This is a genomic window from Accumulibacter sp. (assembly GCF_029255145.1).
Taxonomy (GTDB): Bacteria; Pseudomonadota; Gammaproteobacteria; order Burkholderiales; family Rhodocyclaceae; genus Accumulibacter.
The window spans coordinates 1-18,287 of sequence record NZ_JAPUVQ010000140.1; the positions used below are offsets into that span (position 1 = coordinate 1).

The following is an 18,287-nucleotide window of genomic DNA, read 5'->3' on the forward strand; positions in this document are numbered from 1 at the left end:
CCACTTCTCCTGCGACTTGAAGCGGAATTTGAACACTAGCCACCACCAATGAGCGTCAGAACGTCACCTCCGGAAAGAAGTCCCCCACATTCTGATCTAAAAATTGGATTTATGCACCAACGCCCACCCCCACTGTCGTTTACCAGGACGCGCCACGTCCGGCGGTCAGCTTTCGGCAGACTTGGTCAATCGTGCCCTGTTCGCGAGATCTGCCTTGCGCTGCGCCAGTCGCCGCTCGAAGCTGGCCTGATTCTTGGTGCACACCAGCGCGTGCGGGCTGCCGCGGCGCTCGGTGGCCTGATCGACATCGCAAGGATGGCGGCGAATCGAGTCTTCGACGTGGCTGCGGTGCGCTTGTGCGGCCTTGAAAACCCAGGTCTTGCGAAGCGGGTCGGCCAGGAAGGCGGCGAGGTCGGCGCAATAGTTGCACTCGCAGGCGATTTGGCTGGCGCGGGTGAAGTCCGCCGGGGCAGTGAGCGCTTCGGCGATGCGTTGGTCGAGGTGGTCGACCACGACGGCCTTGAGACGTCGGGTTGGTGCCCAGTCGCGGACAGCGCCGGCGTGTTCGGCCAGGCGCAAGGCGGCGGGAACGAGGATGGCGTCGGCAGCAAAGGTTTCGGGCCAGGCCAACAGGTGGTCCACGGCGCGTTCGCCCGGCGCGAGGTCGCCAAGGCGGCACAGCGCTGTCAGCAGATCGACGACCAGTGCCGGCGTCACCCGCGTGGGCCGTTGCCAGCCTTCCGGCTTGGGCGCGAGCGCCGGATCGCCCGGGAGAGCGGCGAGCAGCGCAGCCGCAGCCGGCTGCAAGAGTGCGCCACAGGCGCCGGCAGCGGCAACGCCTGCAGAGGAAGGCGGGATCTCAGCAGCGGGGTCGGCAGCCAGGCGGGCAGAGAAGCGTTCGAGCAGCTCGGCGCAGCCGTTGGCTTCCTGCCGGGTGTTTCGGGTGATGATGCGTTCGAGCAACTCGGCCGCCTGCTTTGGCGGCAGCAGCATGGCGGCGTCGACCAGTGCCTCGTTGTCATCGCTGCGGTAGTGGCCGTTGGCGGAGACTTTGGCCATGAACGAGGCGATGTTGTCCGTGTCGTGCAACTGGCACAAGCTGGCGACCATTCTGGCCGCTTGGCCCGGGGCAGTGGTGGGTGGCCAGACCGGCGCCGGCCAATGGCCACCATCGCCCGTTCGGTCGATCAGCAGGCCGGCGAGCCGGTGCGCTTCCTCCCAGAGCGGCGAGCCGAGGTCCTCGTTGCTTGCGGCCCAGCACTTGGCCAATCCTTCCAGGTAGGCCAGGCCGATCTCCCGGCCCGCTCCGACGATCACGTTGAGCTTCCTGGCGCGCGGCCAGAGAACGAGAGCGGCGCGGCGATAGCTGCGCTCGAAGGTGGCGCCTTCGTTACCGGTGGCTTCGAAAAAGAGCTGTTCGTCGGGCTCCTCGTCGTCCATGGCATCCGGTGGGCAGAGTTCGTCCTCCTTGAAGGGCAACGCGCTCAGCGCTGGCCGGCTGCCGTCGGGTGTTTGCCAGTCTGACAGCGTCAGCGAGCGCTCGTAGACCTCGCCGACCTCGAAGTCCTCGTCGCGGTCGTCGGCTGGCGAATAGCGCCTCCGTGAGCTTGCATAAGAGTAGGAATGCTCGGCGCTGCCGCTCTCTTCGATGGCAACGAAAGCCAGGTGGACTTCGCAGTCGGCCAATTTGGCAGCCGCCACCAGCACGGTGGCGACGGCGGCGTCGGCGTTCTTCAGCCGGGTGAAGCCGATCTCCGCCGGCGTGTAAGCGTGCTCCAGCGGATAGATCAGTTTCCCGGGACAGTCACCTGGCGCGTCGCTTTCTGTTGCCGCCAGCTCGGCGGCCCAACGGCGAAGCAAGCCGGTCAGGCGCTGCTCTTCAGCGTCGTACGCCGGCGGCCCGGGCAGTTTGCCCGGACCCTGACGAATCAGGTTGTAGATCAGCGCCAGCCGACAGCCGGAGCTGATCGGCCGGACTTCGTGCCAGCAGTCGGCGTAGAAAGCGGCGAAGGCCACTTCCGCGCTGTCCTGGGTGGAGAGGTCGAGGCAGACCTCGCGGTCGCGATGACGGATCACCAGTTCGCCGCCGGAGTAGATCGACGGCAAAACGACGACCAGGGTGGCGAACATCCCTGGCGCTTTTTCGGTGTCGCGATGGCGGACGAAGAAGCTGCCGGTATCGTAGATCAGCATCTTGTAGAGCTCGGCCGAGACGGCTTCGCTCACCCCCAGGCCGGCGGCGCTGCGGGCAACGATGGCCGCCAGGCTCTGTGGCCAGTGCCGACCGCCGATGTGGACGCGGTCGGCGCCGATCTGCCAGGTCCGCCGGACATCGGTATCGATCAGGGTCTCGCTGCCGCGACCATAGGGGGCGGGTTCGGCGACAGCGACCAGTTGTTCGGCCTGCGTCGGCAATAGCGGCAATGAAATGGTGCCGACTCCCGCCACTTCGAGCTGCGGCGGGAAAATGTCGCTGCGACCCGTGGCGTGGAAATCACCTGGGCGGTGGACGGTTTGCAGGATACTGGCGAGATCGCGGGTGGTCGTTGGCATTGGTTTCATTCGCGGTTGAGGGGTGTAACGTGGGCCCAGCTTGCTGCCGCCGGCGTGTGACGGGCTCCTTGCTGGTCGGCCGTCTCCCGAGGACGAACTATAGTCGATCCGACCACCAGGCAGAATGGCCGAGCAAGCGCACGCGGCCAGCCCACACCGATCCAGTGGCAGCGCATCACGCTTTCCTCCGCCCGGTTTTTCGTGCCACGATTGCGTCAATGACGACCGTGCCTTCTCTTCGAAATACCCGCGCTGCCTGGCTGCTGGCAGGGGTGGAGTTCTTCTTCTCGCTGAGTTGGGTGGTCTACGTCATCTTTCTGCCCGAACTCCTGGCACGCGGTGGCATCGACAAGCGTTATCTGCCGTGGATTCTTGCCGCCGACCAGTTGATCTTTGCGCTTGCCGACTGGTCGGTCGGGGTCGCGGTTGACCGGGCGCGTTTGGCGTTGCGCACGATCGGGCCGACGCTGGTGCTGCTCTCGGCAGTCTCGGCGGTCGCGATGCTGCTGCTGCCCTGGCTGGCGGCGACGCCGACGCTCCTGCTGCTGGCGACCGCCGTCTGGGTAGCGACCTCGTCGGCCTTGCGCGCGCCGCCGTACGTGCTGCTCTCGCGCTGCGCGGGGCGTTCGGCGCTTTCTCGTCTGGCCGGCATCCAGCTGCTTGGGCTGGCGGTGGCGTCGGCGCTGGCGCCTTACCTGGCGATCGTTCTCAAGGGCGTCGATCCGTCACTGCCTTTCGCGTTCAGTGCGCTGGCGGTCGGCGTCTCGGCGCTGGCGCTGGTCCGGGTCGAACGTGGCTTGCCGGCCAGCGAGCAGCCGCTGCCCACGGCTCGGGTGGCGGCAACGAAGCCTGGCGAGCCGGCGCGGGCCGCCTGGGCTTTCCTGCTGTTGCTCGCTTTGCTGCTTGCCTTCGGGCAGCAGATCCATACGGCGATCAATTCGGCGGCGCAGTTCAAGCGGCTGGCCGATCCGGCCTTGCTGCCCTGGCTGCTGCCGGTCTTCTGGGTTGGCTTCAGTTTCGGCCTGCTGGCGGTCGGTCGCGTGGTTGGGAGCCGCGGCGAGTTGCCCGTTCTGAAGCTGGCGTGCGCGCTTGGGGCGCTGGCGCTCGCCGGCGCGGCGTTCGCCGCGTCGCTGGCCGCCCTCGTGGTGAGCCAGATCGTCGCCGGCGTTTTCTGGGCCTTCATCCTTTGTGCGTCGATCGGCCTGGCTGGCGAGCGCGGCCATCCGCTGCAGACCGGCCGCAGCACCGGCGCCTTGATGGCGGTGCTGGCGGTGGCGACGTTTTCGCGCTTCGGCCTGGCGGCCTCGGGCGGCGCGGCGGCTAGCGGCGCTGCTCTGCTTGACGCGTTGCCGGTCGCCTTGTGGTGCGCTGCGGCGCTCTTGCTGCGGCCGTTGCGGTCCGCCTAGCGTCGGCCAGAGGTGGAGCGGAAGCGGGGTTGGCCTGGCTCAGTGTTCCCTGCCGTCGACCCGTGCTTGCAGAAGGTACGGGATATAGCGCCAGGCGAGGATCGAAAAAGAGACGAACCAGCTCGCCGCAGCCAGGCTGATCCAGTGCAGGTAGCCGGCCGGGTCTATCTGCGGCACGACGATGCGGATCACGAAACCGGCAATCATGATCCACAGCACGGTCTTGTCGAGGCGATCGAAAACGACCTTTCTGCCAGTGTGCCCGTTCACGATGCGGATCAGCATCGCCGGGATGATCAAGCCCATGGCGCCGAAGGTGAACACGTGCAGCGGCACCGAGCCGATCCACCCCGGCTGCACGAGGTAGTCGATGAATTGCAGCAGCAGTTGCGCGACGATCGCCAGGTAGCCCAGGTACATGATCCCGATGTCCAGCCGGCGCAGCGCGAGTTGTGGCTTCCAATAGACGAAGCGGCCGAGCAGCAGCAGCCCCAGCAGCAGGCCGATCCACGCGGCGACCGCTACCGGCAGCAGGCTGGCGACCACCAGCAGCAGCGCCAGCAGCTTGATGCCGGTGTCCAGTAGCGCATTGCGCAGGATGGTGGCCTGCAGCGCGTTCTTCATGAACTGGGTCAGCGTTCGTTCGAGCATGACCAGAAATGCGACCCGGAAAAGTCCCATGGTCATGCTCGCGCCGGCCTGAAAATGACCGTCGCTGAGCAGCAGGTTCTTGGCGACCAGGAACAGCGGCAGAATGATCAGGAAGAAGTAGTTGTCACGGAAGGAATCGCTCTGGCGGTGGCGAATCAGCGACCACAGCAGCATCGCGACAATCGAAGCCAGGAAGAGATTGCTGGAGAGACGAAAGACAAGCGGCGGCAGGGCGCCTGCAAACCACATGCCGGCGCGTTCGAGCAGCCAGGCGCCGACCAGCAGGATCAGGGCGACGCCGTGGTAGCCGCGGATCTTCACCCAGTTCTTGGTCGAGGTCAGCAGGAAGCCGCCCATCACCGCCCAGCCGAAGCCGAAGAACATTTCATGGGCGTGCCACTGGGTCGGCGAGAACGGCGCCGGCGGCGGCGTCAGCGTGCCCGAGAAAAACAGCGCCCACAGTACCGGCAGGGCGAGTCCGGACAGGCAGGCCAGAGCAAAGAAGGGTCTGAAGCCGACCAGCCATAGGGGTTGGGTCGAAAATTGCATGTTCAGCAGCCTGGTTGAAGGGGTTCGTGGACCAAGGGCGGGATCTGCCATGGTAGCCGGTGCTCATTGGTACATTGTGAAGCTGTACGGTGCCCGTCGGCGATTCTCGCGCAGGGGGGGCGCCTGGCTTTGATCTAGAACGGCGCCGGGCACAAAAAGCAGTGGCGCTCGCCGCTTTCGGGGTGGGCGAAAGCCAGCTGCTCGGCGTGCAGCAGCAGGCGCTGGGCACTGGCCGCGCTTGCCGCTCCGCCGTACCGAGCTTCGCCGTAGAGCAGGTCGCCGACGATCGGGTGACCCAGCGCCTGCAGGTGCACGCGCAACTGGTGCGTGCGTCCGGTCTCGGGGACCAGCGTCAGGCGCGAGGTGTTGACGGCGGGGTCGTGGCCGAGCACCAGGTAGCGGGTGAGCGAGCGCTTGCCGGCCACGTGGTCGACTTTCTGGCGGGGGCGGTTGGGCCAGTCGGCGCTCAGCGGCAGGTCGATTTCGCCACTCACCGCGGGCAGTTTGCCGGTGACCACCGCCAGGTAGCGTTTGTCGACCTGCCGGTTGGCGAACAGCAAGCTCAACCGCCGCTGCATCTCCTTTCCTCGCGCCAGGACCAGCAGACCTGAGGTGTGCATGTCCAGGCGATGAACGGTCAGCGCATCGGGAAAGGGTGCCTGGAGCCGCCGTTCCAGGCAGTCCTGCTTGTCTTCGCCGCGACCGGGCACCGAGAGCAGTCCGGCAGGTTTGTTGACCACCAGCACGGAGGCGTCGACGTAGAGGATGTCGGGCCCCTGATCGTGCGCGGAGAGGCTGGTGGCGGCGGCTACGGGTGCCATGGTGGTCTGGTTCATGCGGCGCAGATGGGTGCTGAAAGTGGCGCCCAGGCGTGCCCGGAGCAAGAGGTCGGATTGTCGCGCCATTTGCCCTCGCCGGGCGAGGCGGCAAATCAATTAGACTTGTCCCGGCCGCTGTCTTGCGCGCTACGGTGAGCTGCGGTGCGCGGCGCGCAGGGCGATGCGGCGCCGGCGTTCAATGACCAGAATTCCCAGGAGAACAACTTGACTGCTGCCATCCCACAGTTGACGACCATCGCCATCGAGCTGAACGAGGGTGTAGCCGAAATCAGGCTGAATCGGCCGGAGCGCTCGAACGCGATCAACGAGGCGATGTGGCGGGAGCTGCGTATTGCCTTCGCTTGGGCGGATGCGACGCCCGAGGTGCGCGTCGCGATCCTCAGCGGCGCTGGCCGCAATTTCTGCGCCGGGATCGATCTGGCGATGCTTGCCGGCGTTGGCCGGACGGTCGCGCACGCCGACCCGGCGCGCAGCCACGAGGCTCTACGCCGAGTGATTCTCGAGCTGCAGGACTGTCTGACCAGCGTCGAGCGCTGCCGCAAGCCGGTGCTGGCGGCGATTCAGGGCGGCTGCATCGGCGGCGCGATCGATCTGGTGACCTGCTGCGACATGCGTTACGCGGCGGCCGACGTGCAATTCTCGGTGCGCGAGATAGACGTCGGGATGACCGCCGATGTCGGCACGCTACAGCGTCTGCCGCGCCTGGTTGCCGACGGCATCGCCCGCGAGATGGCCTACACCGGTCGTGCCGTCGATGGCTTCGAGGCCAAGCTGATCGGGCTGGTCAACCAGCTCTTCGAAACGCCCGAGATCCTGCTCGAAGGGGTTCTGCAGATCGCCAGAACAATCGCCGCCAAGTCGCCGCTAGCCATTCGCGGGACCAAGGAAATGCTCAACTACGGGCGTGACCATTCGGTGGCCGATGGCCTCAATCAGGTTGCCACCTGGAACGCGGCGATGCTGATGTCCGCCGATCTCGAAGAAGCGATGGCGGCGATGCGCGACAAACGGCCGCCGCGCTTCTGCGACTGAAGCGCGCGAATCCTTTCGAATCGTCGGCCATGGACACGCTTGCCCACCATGTCGGGCTGGCCGCGCCGCTGTTCGTTCTGGTGCTGGGCGGTTACCTGCTGATGCGCGCTTGCGCCTGGCCGCCGTCGATGTCAGAGAACCTCGCACGCTTCGTCTTTTCGGTCGCCCTGCCGGCGATGCTCTTCCGGATGATGAGCGATTTCTCGAAGCTGCCGGCGGTGGACGCACGCTTGCTGATCGCTTTCTTCGGCGGTTGTCTGATCGTTTTCGCGATCGGCCGGCTGGTCGCCTGGCGGCTGTTCGCGCTTGACGGCACCGGGCAGTCGGTGTTCGCCATGGGCGGCATCTTTTCGAACAACGTCCTGCTCGGCCTGCCGCTGGCCAAGGTCGCGCTCGGCGAGGCGGCCATCCCGTCGGTAGCGCTGGTGCTGGTGTTCAACGCGCTGATCCTGTGGACGCTGGTCAGCGTGTCGATCGAGTGGGCGCGGCACGGCAGTTTCTCGGTGCGCGGTTTCGCCAAGACGGCGCGTGGCGTGCTGACCAATCCGATCGTCGCGGGCATCCTTTCCGGCGCCCTGTTCGGGTTGACCGGCTGGCCGCTGCCGACGCTGCTCGGGCAACCGTTGAGCCTGTTGGCGCAGGCAGCAGCGCCGATGGCACTGATCGTTCTCGGCATGGGGCTGGCCGAGTACGGTGTGCGCGCCGGCTGGCGGATCAGCGTTGCGATCTGCTTCCTGAAGTTGATCGTGCAGCCGCTGGTGGTCTGGCTGCTGGCGCTGCTGATCGGCTTGCCGGCGATGGAGACGCGGGTGGTGGTGCTGCTCGCCTCACTGGCCGTCGGAGCCAACGTTTACCTGATGTCGCGACAGTTCAACACCCTCGAGGGGCCGGTAGCCAGCAGCCTGGTGTTGTCGACCGCGCTGGCGGCGCTGAGCACGCCACTGGCGATGACCCTGACCGGTGGTGGTTGAGAGTCCGTGAAGACATTCCCGGGGCCTCGCTGCCAAGCGGCGTGCAGGGATCATGATGCCCAAGTCATTTACATCCTCCAGGTGGCGAGCACGCCCGCGAGGCAAACCCTGTTCCCCGGCGACGCGATGCCGACGGTGGGCGCGAGCGCGCCGGAAGCTGCGAAGGCAGCGCTACCCAAGGCGTCGGCACGTGCGTTGATGCCGAACCGGACGCAGCTCGAATGGCGAGCCGGCGATTGCTCCTGAAATTCAGTATGCGCTGTCAGCGCGCCGTGGCCGAACGCGAGGCGCGCCTTGAAGCCGCCGCCCTGGACCGGCTGCCCGAACCGGCAGCGATCAAGAAGGGTCAGGGCAAGGAGCCGGATGACGCGCGCAGCTCGACTACCGATGCCGACGAGGGCGACATGGAGATGGGCGATGGGGCTTTCGACCGGCCTACAGCTTTCAGTACGCGACCGACACCGAAGGCCATATCAAGACCCTGGCCGATAGCGCGGGCAAGCTCTTCGCCTTCGGTCGCCGTCTTCGACTTCCGGTCACCTGATGCCACGTTACTTCCTGATGGAGGAAGGGATCGGTCCGGAGAAGGACTTCAAGAACGTCGCTGTCTAGGGCGCGCACGACGCGACGGTCGCCTTCGTCGCTGCCGGCAAGGCCGACGCCGGCGTGCTCAAGGCGTCGGTATGGGAAAAGCTGGTCGAACAGAAGAAGGCCGATCCGAAGGTGCGCGTGATCGCCACGGCGCCGCCTTGGTTCGACGACAACTGGACGGTCCCGGGCGACCTCGACCAGGTGCTGATCGGAAGTATCGCTGGCCGCCCAGTGTCGATAGAATCCCTGACGGAACATGTCACGCGAGGTGTCGAGATGGCGATTACCGACTGGCCCGAGGACGAGCGGCCGCGCGAGCGACTGCTGGCACGGGGTGCCGCTTCCCTGTCGGACTCCGAGTTGCTGGCGATCTTCCTGCGCGTCGGCAGCCGGGGCCGAAGTGCGGTCGATCTGGCGCGCGAGTTGATTGGCCACTTCGGCGGCCTGACGCGCTTGTTCGCCGCCAGCCAGGTGGACTTCTTGGCGATACCCGGCATGGGGCCCGCGAAGTACGCGCAGTTGCAGGCGGTGCTGGAGATGTCCCGGCGGGCGCTCGGCGAGCAGCTCAAGCAGGGTGTGACCTTTGCTTCGCCGGGCGGTGTGCGCGACTACCTGCGGCTGCATCTCGCCGGTCTGCAGCACGAAGTATTCATGGCCCTGTGGCTCGACGCGCAGAATCGGCTGATCGCCGCCGAAGAGCTGTTTCGTGGCACGCTGACGCAGACCAGCGTCTATCCACGAGAAGTGGTCAAGCGGGCGCTGCGGCACAATGCGGCGGCGGTGGTGCTGGCACATAATCACCCTTCGGGAGTAGCCGAACCGTCGCGCGCCGACGAACTGCTGACCAATGAGCTGAAACAGGTGTTGGCGCTGGTCGAGGTGCGGGTGCTCGATCATTTCATTGTTGCTGCGCAAACGCCGCCGCTGTCGTTTGCCGAGCGGGGTCTGCTTTAGGCAGTGTCGGTGCGTCCGATCGGTAAGCGATCCACCAAAATGCTTGAAGTGGACCGGCTGCCTGGGCTAGAATCGCGGGTTTTCTTCCCACAGACGATTGGAGCGACAATCATGGCGCGTGTTTGCCAGGTCACGGGCAAGGGCCCGATGGTGGGGAACAATGTTTCCCATGCCAACAATAGGACGAAGCGCCGCTTCCTTCCGAATCTGCAATACCGCCGATTCTGGATCGAAAACGAAAACCGCTGGGTGCGCTTGCGCGTATCGAATGCCGGTTTGCGGACCATTGACAAGAATGGCATCGACGTCGTGCTCGCCGATTTGCGCGCGCGCGGCGAGATCTGACAAGGAGACCAGCCATGCGTGACAAGATCAAGCTCGAGTCTACCGCCGGTACCGGCCATTTCTACACGACCACCAAGAACAAGCGCACCATGCCCGGCAAGATGGAGATCAAGAAGTACGATCCAAAAGTCCGCAAGCACGTGATCTACAAGGAAATCAAGCTCCGCTGAGAGTTTCTCGCGAGCCTGCTCGCGGGGTGCTGACGGGGCGTTGTGGTCGCCAGCCGGCGGGGCGCGGCGAGAGCGGCGGCCCCGCTTTGTCGCGCTGCTGGCTTCTGGTGCCGTTGCGCTGCCCGCTTCGGATCCTCGCTTCTCGCGGCCGCTGCCGCTGGCCTACGCCGCGGCTTCAACCAGACGGCGTGCGCGCACCCCTTTGGCGAGCAGTTCGAGGACTGTCAGCGAGTCCTCCCACCCGAGACAGGCATCGGTAATGCTCTTGCCGTATTCGAGTGCCTGCCCCGGCGCCAGATCCTGACGCCCTTCGACCAGGTGCGATTCGATCATCACGCCGATGATCCGTTCGTCGCCGGCAGCGAGTTGGCTGGCGGTGTCTCGGGCGACTTCGACCTGCTGCTTGAAGCGCTTGCTGCTGTTGGCATGCGAGGTATCGATCATCAAGCGGGCGGCGAGTCCGGCGGCGGCGATTTCCTTGCACGCGGCGTCTACCTGTGACGCCGCATAATTCGGTTCCTTGCCGCCGCGCAGGATGACGTGACAGTCCTCGTTGCCGGCCGTTGACACGATCGCCGAATGGCCGGCCTTGGTGACCGAGAGAAAATGATGCGGCGACTGCGCGGCACGGATTGCATCGATGGCGATCCGTATGTTGCCGTCGGTGCCGTTCTTGAAGCCGACCGGGCAGGACAGCCCGGATGCCAGCTCGCGATGCACCTGGGATTCGGTCGTGCGCGCGCCGATCGCTCCCCAGGCAATCAGGTCGGCGGTGTATTGCGGCGTGATCGTATCGAGGAACTCGGTGGCACAGGGCAGGCCCATGTCGTTGATCTGCAGCAGCAGTCCGCGCGCCAGACGCAGCCCCTCGTTGATCCGGAAACTGTTGTCGAGACGCGGATCGTTGATCAGCCCCTTCCAGCCGACCGTCGTACGAGGTTTCTCGAAATAGACGCGCATCACGATCAGCAGATCGTTTTCGAAGCGGTGGACTTCCTTCTGCAAGCGGCTTGCGTAGTCAACGGCCGAATCGACGTCGTGAATCGAGCACGGGCCGATCACCACCAGCAAGCGGTTGTCGGCACCGTGCAGGATTCTATGGATGCCCTGGCGTGCGTCATAAGTCGTCGTTGCAGCGCGGACGCCGACCGGAAATTCGCGGAAAACGTGGGCCGGCGGGACCAGCTCCTTGATCTCTCTGATGCGAACGTCGTCGGTGTTTGGTTTGCTCTGCAAGGTCATCGGGCCTCCTCCTGGCTTTCGGCCCGGGCGGCCGCGGGCTTGATTCTAATGGAAAGCGGGCTTGATCGTGCGCCGCAGTGGTGCGTGCACGGGCAGCGCGCATTGCCGGACGGTCGGCCGTCTGGTCACCGCGCCGCGGTCGACGAAGCGCTGGGCCGTCTGGCTTGGCGCAGCGTCTCCAGCGCCCTGGCGAAATCGAAATTCTCGATCGCGCTTCCGAGGCGGCCGGCGACTGGCCCCAATGCGGTCTCGAAAAGACTTGCCGATTCGCACCACAGGTCGCAGACACGGGTATCGTCCTCGGCCAGCAGCGAGTCCAGTTGCGCGATCATTTCCTCCACGCGTTCTTGATCGGCGGGCAGGTGCTGTCGCTCGGTGGGTGGCGGCTGGCTGGACTCAACGCTGCTGACGGCGCCTGCCAGGGTGACAAGGGTGCTCTCCAAGGCGTCGATTGCCGCTGCCAGCGCGGTTGCCGGAGCCTGGTCGCGAAGCGCAAGTTCGAGCGCCAGCGCCTGCTCGCGAAGGGTCGTGGCACCGACCGTCGCCGCCACGCCCTTGAGCGTATGCACCAGCCGTCGCGCAGCCGCTTGTTCATCGGCGGCGAGGTGGGCGCGCAGCCTGCCGGCATCGCCGCCATGCTGGCTGGCGAGCATTTGCAGCAGTCGCCGGTACAGCGACCGGTCACCGTCAGCGGCCTGCAGTCCGGCGTCGACATCGAGGCCGGTGATGCGGCGCAGGGTGATCCGCTGCCCGGCGATGGCGGACTCCTGCAGAGGGCTGGCGGCTGACGACGGGGCCGCCGCGGACGGCGCCGGCAGCCAGTGTTGCAGCATCTCGTAGAGCCTGCTCGGGTCCACCGGTTTGGCAAGATGGTCGCTCATGCCGGCGTCAAGGCAGCGCTGACGATCGTCCGCGAAGGCGTTGGCGGTGATCGCCACAATCGGCAGCGATTCGCGGCCCGGTAGCCGACGGATCGCGCGGCTCGCGGCCAGGCCGTCCATCACCGGCATCTGCATGTCCATCAGGACCAGCGAATAGTCGTCGTCGCTCCCCGGTGTTGCGGCGCTGACGCGCGCAACGGCCTGTTGTCCGTCGGCGACGACATCGACCTTCAGCCCGGCGCTCAGCATCAACTCGCGCGCCACCTCCTGACTCAGGCGATCGTCCTCGGCGAGCAGCACGCGAGCGCCCGGCCAGTGGCCAGCGAGCATCCGATTCACAGCAACCTGACCAGCGGCGGGTAGCGCCAGGCCTTGTCGAGTGGCGGCGCTGCCATCGTCGCTGGCGATCAGCTCAAGACGGACCGTAACCCAGAAGACGCTGCCGATACCCGGTTCGCTGTCGGCGCCGACTTCGCCACCCATCATCGTCGCCAGCCGTTTGCAGATCGCCAGGCCGAGACCGGTGCCACCATGCTTGCGGGTGGTCGATTCGTCGGCTTGCGAAAAAGGCTGGAACAGGTTCGCCTGCTGCGCTTCAGTGATCCCGATTCCCTGGTCCTCGACCTCCAGGCGCACTCGTACCGCAGTGCCTTGCCGCTCGATCAGCCGTGCACGCACGGTAATCCGGCCGCTTTCCGAGAATTTGACTGCGTTGCTTACGAAGTTGAGCAGGATCTGCCCCAGCCGCAGGGGGTCGCCGCGAAGACGGGCAGGAATCGCCGGATCGACTTCCCGGTGTAGCTGCAGACCCTTGGCGTGGCTGCGCTCGCCGAGCATGCTCAGCGTGTGGTCGATCACCCGCAGCAGCGAGAAGTCGGTCTCCTCAAGCGTCAGCCGATCGGCTTCGATCTTCGACAGGTCGAGAACGTCGTTGATGATCCCGAGCAAGTGCTGCGCGGCCTGACTGACCTTCGCCAGCTGCACCTGTTGCCTGCGGTGCGTGAGGTCTCTCTGGAGCAGGTGCGTGAGACCGATGATGGCGTTCATCGGGGTGCGGATCTCGTGGCTCATGTTGGCCAGGAAAGTGCTCTTGGCCCGGTTTGCGGCTTCGGCCGCGTCCTTCGCTTCGGCAAGTTCGGCGGTCCGCGAGTGGACCAGTTCCTCGAGGTGATGGCGGTGCTGCTCGAGTTCGGCGGCGGCGCGATTGCGCTCGGTAAGGTCGACGTCAATACAGAACATCTCCGGCGCGCGTCCCGGAATCCGGACCAGGACATGACTCGAAAAAACCGCGACGCGCGAGCCGTCCTTGCGCATCAGGAACAACTCCTCCGGAGGAATCGCGACCCCCGTACGATGCATCTCCGAGATCGCCTGCCTGACGCCGGCGCGCATTTCTGGCGGAATGATCAGGTCGAGCAGGTTTCTGCCGATCGCTTCGTCAGCCGAGTAACCGTACAGTCTCTCTGATGCCGGGTTCCAGAAGCGGGTTGTGCCGTCAGCCAGGTATCCTTGCAGGGCAATCGCATCGACTTCGTTGAGCACCGTGCGGAATCGTTCCTCGGATTCTCGCAGGGCGTCGGCTGCCAGTTTGCTTTGCGTGATGTCGCGCGCGTAGCCGACGGTGCCGATCAGCTTCCCGGCTACCGAGACCGGGGACTTGTAGGTCTCGAACCAGCGCTGCTCGCCGCTGATTTCCATGACTTCCTCGAAGCGTTTGGCGTGTCCGGCGGCCAGGGTTGCCCGGTCATCGGCGCGATACGCCTCGGCCAGTTCGGCAGGGGCGATATCGACATCGGTCTTGCCGACCAGCGACGCTGCCGAAGGCTGGCCAAGGGTTTCGACAAAGCGTTGGTTTACGGTCAGAAAACGGCTCTCGGTGTCCTTCAGCCAGACCATGAACGGAAAGTTGTCGAGCAGCGCCCGCTGGTATTGGTCGCGTGCCAGCAGCTCTGCCTGGGCAGCGGCAAGAGCGCCCAGCGGCAGTCGGCGCAGGGGTCCCCAGATCAGCCAGGCGATTCCCAGGCTGGCGGCGAGCAGCGGCAGGGCGGCCAGCAACTCACCGTTGATCGCCCTTTCGATGGTCAGTTTGCCGACCGGCTGGCCATAGGCGTGCAATGTCCGGCTTCGTGAAAGAGCCGGCAAGGCGATGGTCGGCGGGAATTCAATCAGGGCTTCATTGCCCTCGTTGAACACGCGCACCCGCGTATTCGGAGACTCGTGGCGTTCAAGCAGGCTGCGAATGCGGTCTGATGCCAGATCCCACTGCTGCGGCTGGTCGGCGATGAAGTCCTCGACCAGCAGCGCCTGGACGCGCAAGGACTCGTCGAGGCGTTCGACGACGCTGGTACGAACGTGGAACCAGTAAGCGGCGCTCGGCAGCACGGCGACCAGCAGCGCCAAGGTCGCGGTCAGGCGCGTCAGCAACCTGACCATGGGCTGGTGGATGCGCGAACTCATTGGCCGTAGGGCAGGTAGTCGTAAGCCTGCAGCAGGCGGCTGGCGGCGGCGGAGCGCAGGAAGGTCGCGAAGCGTTCGGCCAACTCGCCGGGCTGCTGCGGCAGCACGACGGTGAGCGTCTTGCGCCAGGGGTAGCTACCGTTCTTCAGGTTTGCCAGCGACGGCGCCACGCCATTGATCGGCAGGACGACCAGACGCGTGTTGCTGGTCGTCAGCAGGCCGACGGTCGTCGGGCCGAGCGAACCGGGGGTCCTGGCCAGCAGCCGCAGCGTGTCGAGGTCATTGTCGGCGGTAACCATCCCGGGTCGCAGCGAGGCGGCGTCGACGGCCTTGGCCATCGCCGGCGACATCTCCCTGAGCACTTGCGTGTCGCTCTCGAAGCGGGCGCGCAGGATCAGGCGGATCGGTGAACCGCCGGGCCAGGTCAGTAGCTGCCCTTCGTAGATCCGGGCCAGTTGGTCGACGGTGAAGCCGCCGCTGTGCGGCGCATCGGACGAGGCCAGGACGAATGCGGTTGTGGCAAGGGCGAACTGCTGCCCGACCCGACTGGCCTCTTCAGGCTTCGGCTGCCGCCCGATGACCGCCAGGTCGATACGCCCCGCAGCCAGAGCCTTGAGGGCGCTTCCCGAGCCGATCGGTGGCGAGATCTGGTTCAACATGGCGTCCGGGGCCTGCTTTCGGAATTCCGCGAACAGCAGCCGGACCAGCGGCTCGGCAGACCCCGTGCCGCCTACCGACAGGGCTTCGGCGCGTGCCGTGCCGGCGAGCAGGATCAGCCAGAGCAGGGCGATCAGTGGCCGGCACGAGACCTTCTTCATGAGTTTCCTTCCCGCCTGGGGACGAGTCTTGTGATCAGGGATGAACGAGGCGGCAACGCCTTCAGCCTGGCAGGTGGCAGGTCGCGCGGAGTTCGTTGTCCGCGTGTCTGGCGGCAATGGCGAGGAATTCGTCCTGGCGGGCGAAAAAGGCATCGACCACGTTCGGGTCGAAGTGGCTGCCGCGCCCGTCCTGGATGATCCGCAGCGCTTCTTCGAGTGGATAGCCCCGCTTGTACACCCGTTGAGCGATCAGTGCGTCGAAGACGTCGGCCAGCGCCATCAGGCGCGCCGAAATCGGGATCGCCTCGCCAGCGAGCCCCTCCGGGTAGCCGGAGCCGTCCCATTTCTCGTGGTGGTAGTGCGCGATTTCCTTGGCCATGTTGAGGAAATCAATCGGTTGCTCGGCCTCCTTCTCGGCCCTTTCGATCGCCTCGTAGCCCAGGCGGCTGTGTTTCTTCATGGTTTCCCACTCGTCCGCGTTCAACCTGCCGGGCTTGAGCAGAATGTGATCAGGGATGCCGACTTTGCCGATGTCATGCAAGGGTGCTGATTTGACGAGAATCTCGATGTTTTCCGGCGTCAGGAATTCGGCGAAACGTGGATGCGAGCGCAATTCCATCGCCAGCGCACGGACGTAGCCCTTGGTGCGGTGCAGGTGGTTGCCGGTCTCGGGGTCACGGATCTCGGCCAGGCGTGCCAGTGCCAGGATGCTGACATCCTGAATCAGGAGATTTTCCGCCATTCGCCGGGTGATCTCCTGCTGCAGACTGTGGTTTCTCTCCTGCAGCAGGTCGCGGCCGGCCTTCAGTTCGAGATGTGCGCGAACGCGGGCGATCACGATCGACGACTTGATCGGTTTGGTAATGTAGTCCACCGCGCCCAGCGCCAGCCCGCGCTCCTCATCGCCACTGTTATCGAGAGCGGTGACGAAGATCACCGGAATACCGGCCGTCGCCGGGTTCGCCCGCAAGTGGCCGATCACTTCGTAGCCGTCCATCTCGGGCATCATCACGTCGAGCAGGATCAGGTCGGGCCGCGGCTGGCTGGCGGCAGCCTGCAAGGCCCGTCGCCCCGAATTGACGGCACGGACACGGTGCTGCGGTCTGAGCACGCCGCTCAGGACCGACAGGTTCTCGGGGGTGTCATCGACGATCAGAACGGTTGCCATCAGGGTCCTGCCGGGGAAACAGCGATCGGCCAGCGTCCATCATTGCCGCTGCCCCAAGCGCTGGCCAGGAACAAAGTCACAAGCAGCTGTTGCGCGCGCGCCACGATCGCCAGGAAGCGCGCCGGGCTATTGCTCAAGACCCGCCTGTGCGACTTCGAACAGTTCCCGCTCCTCGAAGCGGACGTGCGCCGACAGCAGTTCGGCAAAGCGCAGCAGGGTCGCCGCGCCGCCACCTGGCAATTCACCGCACAGGCTACGCAGGGCGGCGTGCTCGCGCAAGGTGCGCGCCACCAGCGCTTGTTCGCCGGCCCGGGCCAGCGCCGGCAGGAGGGTCGTTTCTTCGACCACGAAGTGCGGTTCAAGATGGGTGGCGAAAACCTCGCCGCAGGCCTTTGCGGAGGCTGCCAACTGCCGCGAGTCGCCCGAGGTGGCCGCCCGGCGCGCGGCGAGCGCCAGCGTCAGGGCGGTATGGTGTTCCCGCGAGAGGTCCCGCAGAGTCTGGTGGCGCTTCATGGCAACTGCCCCTGTCGATGATGCGGTGTCGGTCAGCGTTGCTCCGGCAGGCGACAGAGCTTCGGCCGGCGATTGCTGTTGTCCCCGGTTGCAGCGGCGCGCTCTCCCATCGAGCGGACAGCGGCCGGGCTGGCAGGCACCGCCCGCGCTGGCCCCCGAAACGCGCAGGAAATGGCGGATTGTATCCAATCGTCGGCAGCGGCGTCGGCGTTTCCGGTGTCATCGGCCGGGCGACCCCTTGCATGACACCTCTTACCGGGTCTACGCGGCGATTGGACCAGAGCCAAGCCACTGCAGTTCGATAAAGTCGTAGAACCAGGGAACTGCGGCGCCCGGAGGTGCGTCGCAGCCCCGTCGGCAAGCAGTTTGAGTGCCTGGTGCCGGTTTTCCCGCGAGCGCCGGTCAGGCCTGAAGTCCTTTACCGTGATCTCGCCCCAGCGGACGAGCATCACAGACGCCGGGCTCGAAGTCCGGCGTCTGATTGCCGCTGCGTTCGCTACCACCGACGGTCTGCTGGGTCTTGCACAGGATTTCGTGCAATTGCCCAGACTCGGCGCCGCGCGGCCCAACAAGGGTACCGACGAGCGTTCGCAAGGCGTTGGCGTATGGACGGGGAAAGCGCTTTCTTCGACGTCAAGACCTACGCACTTGCGGCGGCTGTCGCCGGGCTCTCCGGCGCGTCACCTGACCTAGCCGAAGTTCCCGGTATCGACCCACTCTTGTTTGATCAGCGACCACCAGTCGATGGCCAGACCCTTGAGCACATAGGCGTACGGCAGCCAGCCGTAGCCACTTGCTCCCCATCCGGTGCCCCAGGAATTACGGATCAACAGGGCGCCGGTAGTTTCCGTGGCGCCAGGGCCGGCATTCCTGATCTTCATGGCATTGTCGTAGCCGACGGCGACGATCGCATGCCCGCCGACCAGCTTCTCGCCGGCGACCGGATAGGAGATCCTGCCGGTTGCGTTCGCTTGCGCTATAGAGCTGTACACGGCGAAACCGAACATCGACGGCAAGCCTGCGGCCAAGTTCAGATTTCCTGATCCCGGCCGGGAATGTAGGTAGAATTCCGGAATTGCGAGTAGCACTTTATTTCGAAGGCCATAATTTTCGTATGGCATAGACCAAGCGTCGCTAGGAGTGCAAG

Annotated in this window: 14 protein-coding genes and 3 pseudogenes; 8 read left to right on the top strand and 9 right to left on the bottom strand. The window is 65.5% G+C overall.

What is annotated here, in order from left to right:
• Positions 1-165: 165 nt before the first annotated feature.
• Positions 166-2,553, bottom strand: a complete 2,388-nt coding sequence (locus tag Q1L50_RS17185) for a 2OG-Fe(II) oxygenase (protein WP_300341124.1) — start codon at positions 2,551-2,553, stop codon at positions 166-168.
• 218 nt (positions 2,554-2,771) lie between these two features.
• On the opposite strand from Q1L50_RS17185, the gene Q1L50_RS17190 reads away from it, so the two are divergent.
• Positions 2,772-3,959: an MFS transporter gene (locus tag Q1L50_RS17190; protein ID WP_300341127.1), complete on the top strand. Its 1,188-nt coding sequence runs from the start codon at positions 2,772-2,774 to the stop codon at positions 3,957-3,959.
• A gap of 39 nt (positions 3,960-3,998) precedes the next feature.
• Here the strand turns inward: Q1L50_RS17190 and Q1L50_RS17195 are convergent, their stop codons facing one another.
• Positions 3,999-5,159: an NnrS family protein gene (locus Q1L50_RS17195; RefSeq protein ID WP_300341130.1), complete on the bottom strand. Its 1,161-nt coding sequence runs from the start codon at positions 5,157-5,159 to the stop codon at positions 3,999-4,001.
• Between the two features lie 134 nt (positions 5,160-5,293).
• Complete coding sequence (locus Q1L50_RS17200) at positions 5,294-5,980, bottom strand: RluA family pseudouridine synthase (RefSeq protein WP_300341151.1); 687 nt, start codon at positions 5,978-5,980, stop codon at positions 5,294-5,296.
• Between the two features lie 222 nt (positions 5,981-6,202).
• On the opposite strand from Q1L50_RS17200, the gene Q1L50_RS17205 reads away from it, so the two are divergent.
• From Q1L50_RS17205 to rpmG, 7 genes and pseudogenes are all read left to right on the top strand, one after another.
• The gene (locus Q1L50_RS17205; RefSeq protein WP_300341133.1) at positions 6,203-7,030 is read left to right on the top strand and encodes a crotonase/enoyl-CoA hydratase family protein; all 828 of its coding nucleotides are present in this window, start codon (positions 6,203-6,205) and stop codon (positions 7,028-7,030) included.
• A 29-nt stretch (positions 7,031-7,059) separates the two neighbouring features.
• On the top strand, positions 7,060-8,001 hold the full coding sequence (locus tag Q1L50_RS17210; RefSeq protein ID WP_300341136.1) for an AEC family transporter: 942 nt from the start codon (positions 7,060-7,062) through the stop codon (positions 7,999-8,001).
• Positions 8,002-8,267: 266 nt separating this feature from the next.
• Positions 8,268-8,467: pseudogene (locus Q1L50_RS17215) on the top strand (IS5/IS1182 family transposase); the annotation flags it as partial.
• 95 nt (positions 8,468-8,562) lie between these two features.
• Positions 8,563-8,748 (top strand): annotated as a pseudogene (locus Q1L50_RS17220) (PhnD/SsuA/transferrin family substrate-binding protein); the annotation flags it as partial.
• Positions 8,749-8,868: 120 nt separating this feature from the next.
• On the top strand, positions 8,869-9,546 hold the full coding sequence (radC, locus tag Q1L50_RS17225; protein WP_300341153.1) for a DNA repair protein RadC: 678 nt from the start codon (positions 8,869-8,871) through the stop codon (positions 9,544-9,546).
• Between the two features lie 111 nt (positions 9,547-9,657).
• The gene (rpmB, locus tag Q1L50_RS17230; protein ID WP_300341156.1) at positions 9,658-9,891 is read left to right on the top strand and encodes a 50S ribosomal protein L28; all 234 of its coding nucleotides are present in this window, start codon (positions 9,658-9,660) and stop codon (positions 9,889-9,891) included.
• A 14-nt stretch (positions 9,892-9,905) separates the two neighbouring features.
• On the top strand, positions 9,906-10,061 hold the full coding sequence (rpmG, locus tag Q1L50_RS17235) for a 50S ribosomal protein L33 (protein WP_169065911.1): 156 nt from the start codon (positions 9,906-9,908) through the stop codon (positions 10,059-10,061).
• Between the two features lie 162 nt (positions 10,062-10,223).
• On the opposite strand, the gene aroG is transcribed toward rpmG, so the two are convergent.
• From aroG to Q1L50_RS17265, 6 genes and pseudogenes are all read right to left on the bottom strand, one after another.
• On the bottom strand, positions 10,224-11,303 hold the full coding sequence (gene aroG / locus Q1L50_RS17240; protein ID WP_300341139.1) for a 3-deoxy-7-phosphoheptulonate synthase AroG: 1,080 nt from the start codon (positions 11,301-11,303) through the stop codon (positions 10,224-10,226).
• Between the two features lie 125 nt (positions 11,304-11,428).
• The gene (locus tag Q1L50_RS17245; RefSeq protein ID WP_300341142.1) at positions 11,429-14,641 is read right to left on the bottom strand and encodes a PAS domain-containing hybrid sensor histidine kinase/response regulator; all 3,213 of its coding nucleotides are present in this window, start codon (positions 14,639-14,641) and stop codon (positions 11,429-11,431) included.
• Complete coding sequence (locus Q1L50_RS17250; protein ID WP_300341144.1) at positions 14,638-15,459, bottom strand: substrate-binding domain-containing protein; 822 nt, start codon at positions 15,457-15,459, stop codon at positions 14,638-14,640. The genes Q1L50_RS17245 and Q1L50_RS17250 overlap by 4 nt, the downstream gene beginning before the upstream one ends.
• Before the next feature lie 61 nt (positions 15,460-15,520).
• On the bottom strand, positions 15,521-16,627 hold the full coding sequence (locus tag Q1L50_RS17255; protein ID WP_300341147.1) for a two-component system response regulator: 1,107 nt from the start codon (positions 16,625-16,627) through the stop codon (positions 15,521-15,523).
• A 126-nt stretch (positions 16,628-16,753) separates the two neighbouring features.
• Positions 16,754-17,140 (bottom strand): hemerythrin domain-containing protein, encoded by a 387-nt coding sequence (locus Q1L50_RS17260; RefSeq protein WP_300341149.1) that lies wholly within the window; start codon positions 17,138-17,140, stop codon positions 16,754-16,756.
• A gap of 689 nt (positions 17,141-17,829) precedes the next feature.
• Positions 17,830-18,168, bottom strand: a pseudogene (locus Q1L50_RS17265) (C1 family peptidase); the annotation flags it as partial.
• Positions 18,169-18,287 lie beyond the last annotated feature (119 nt).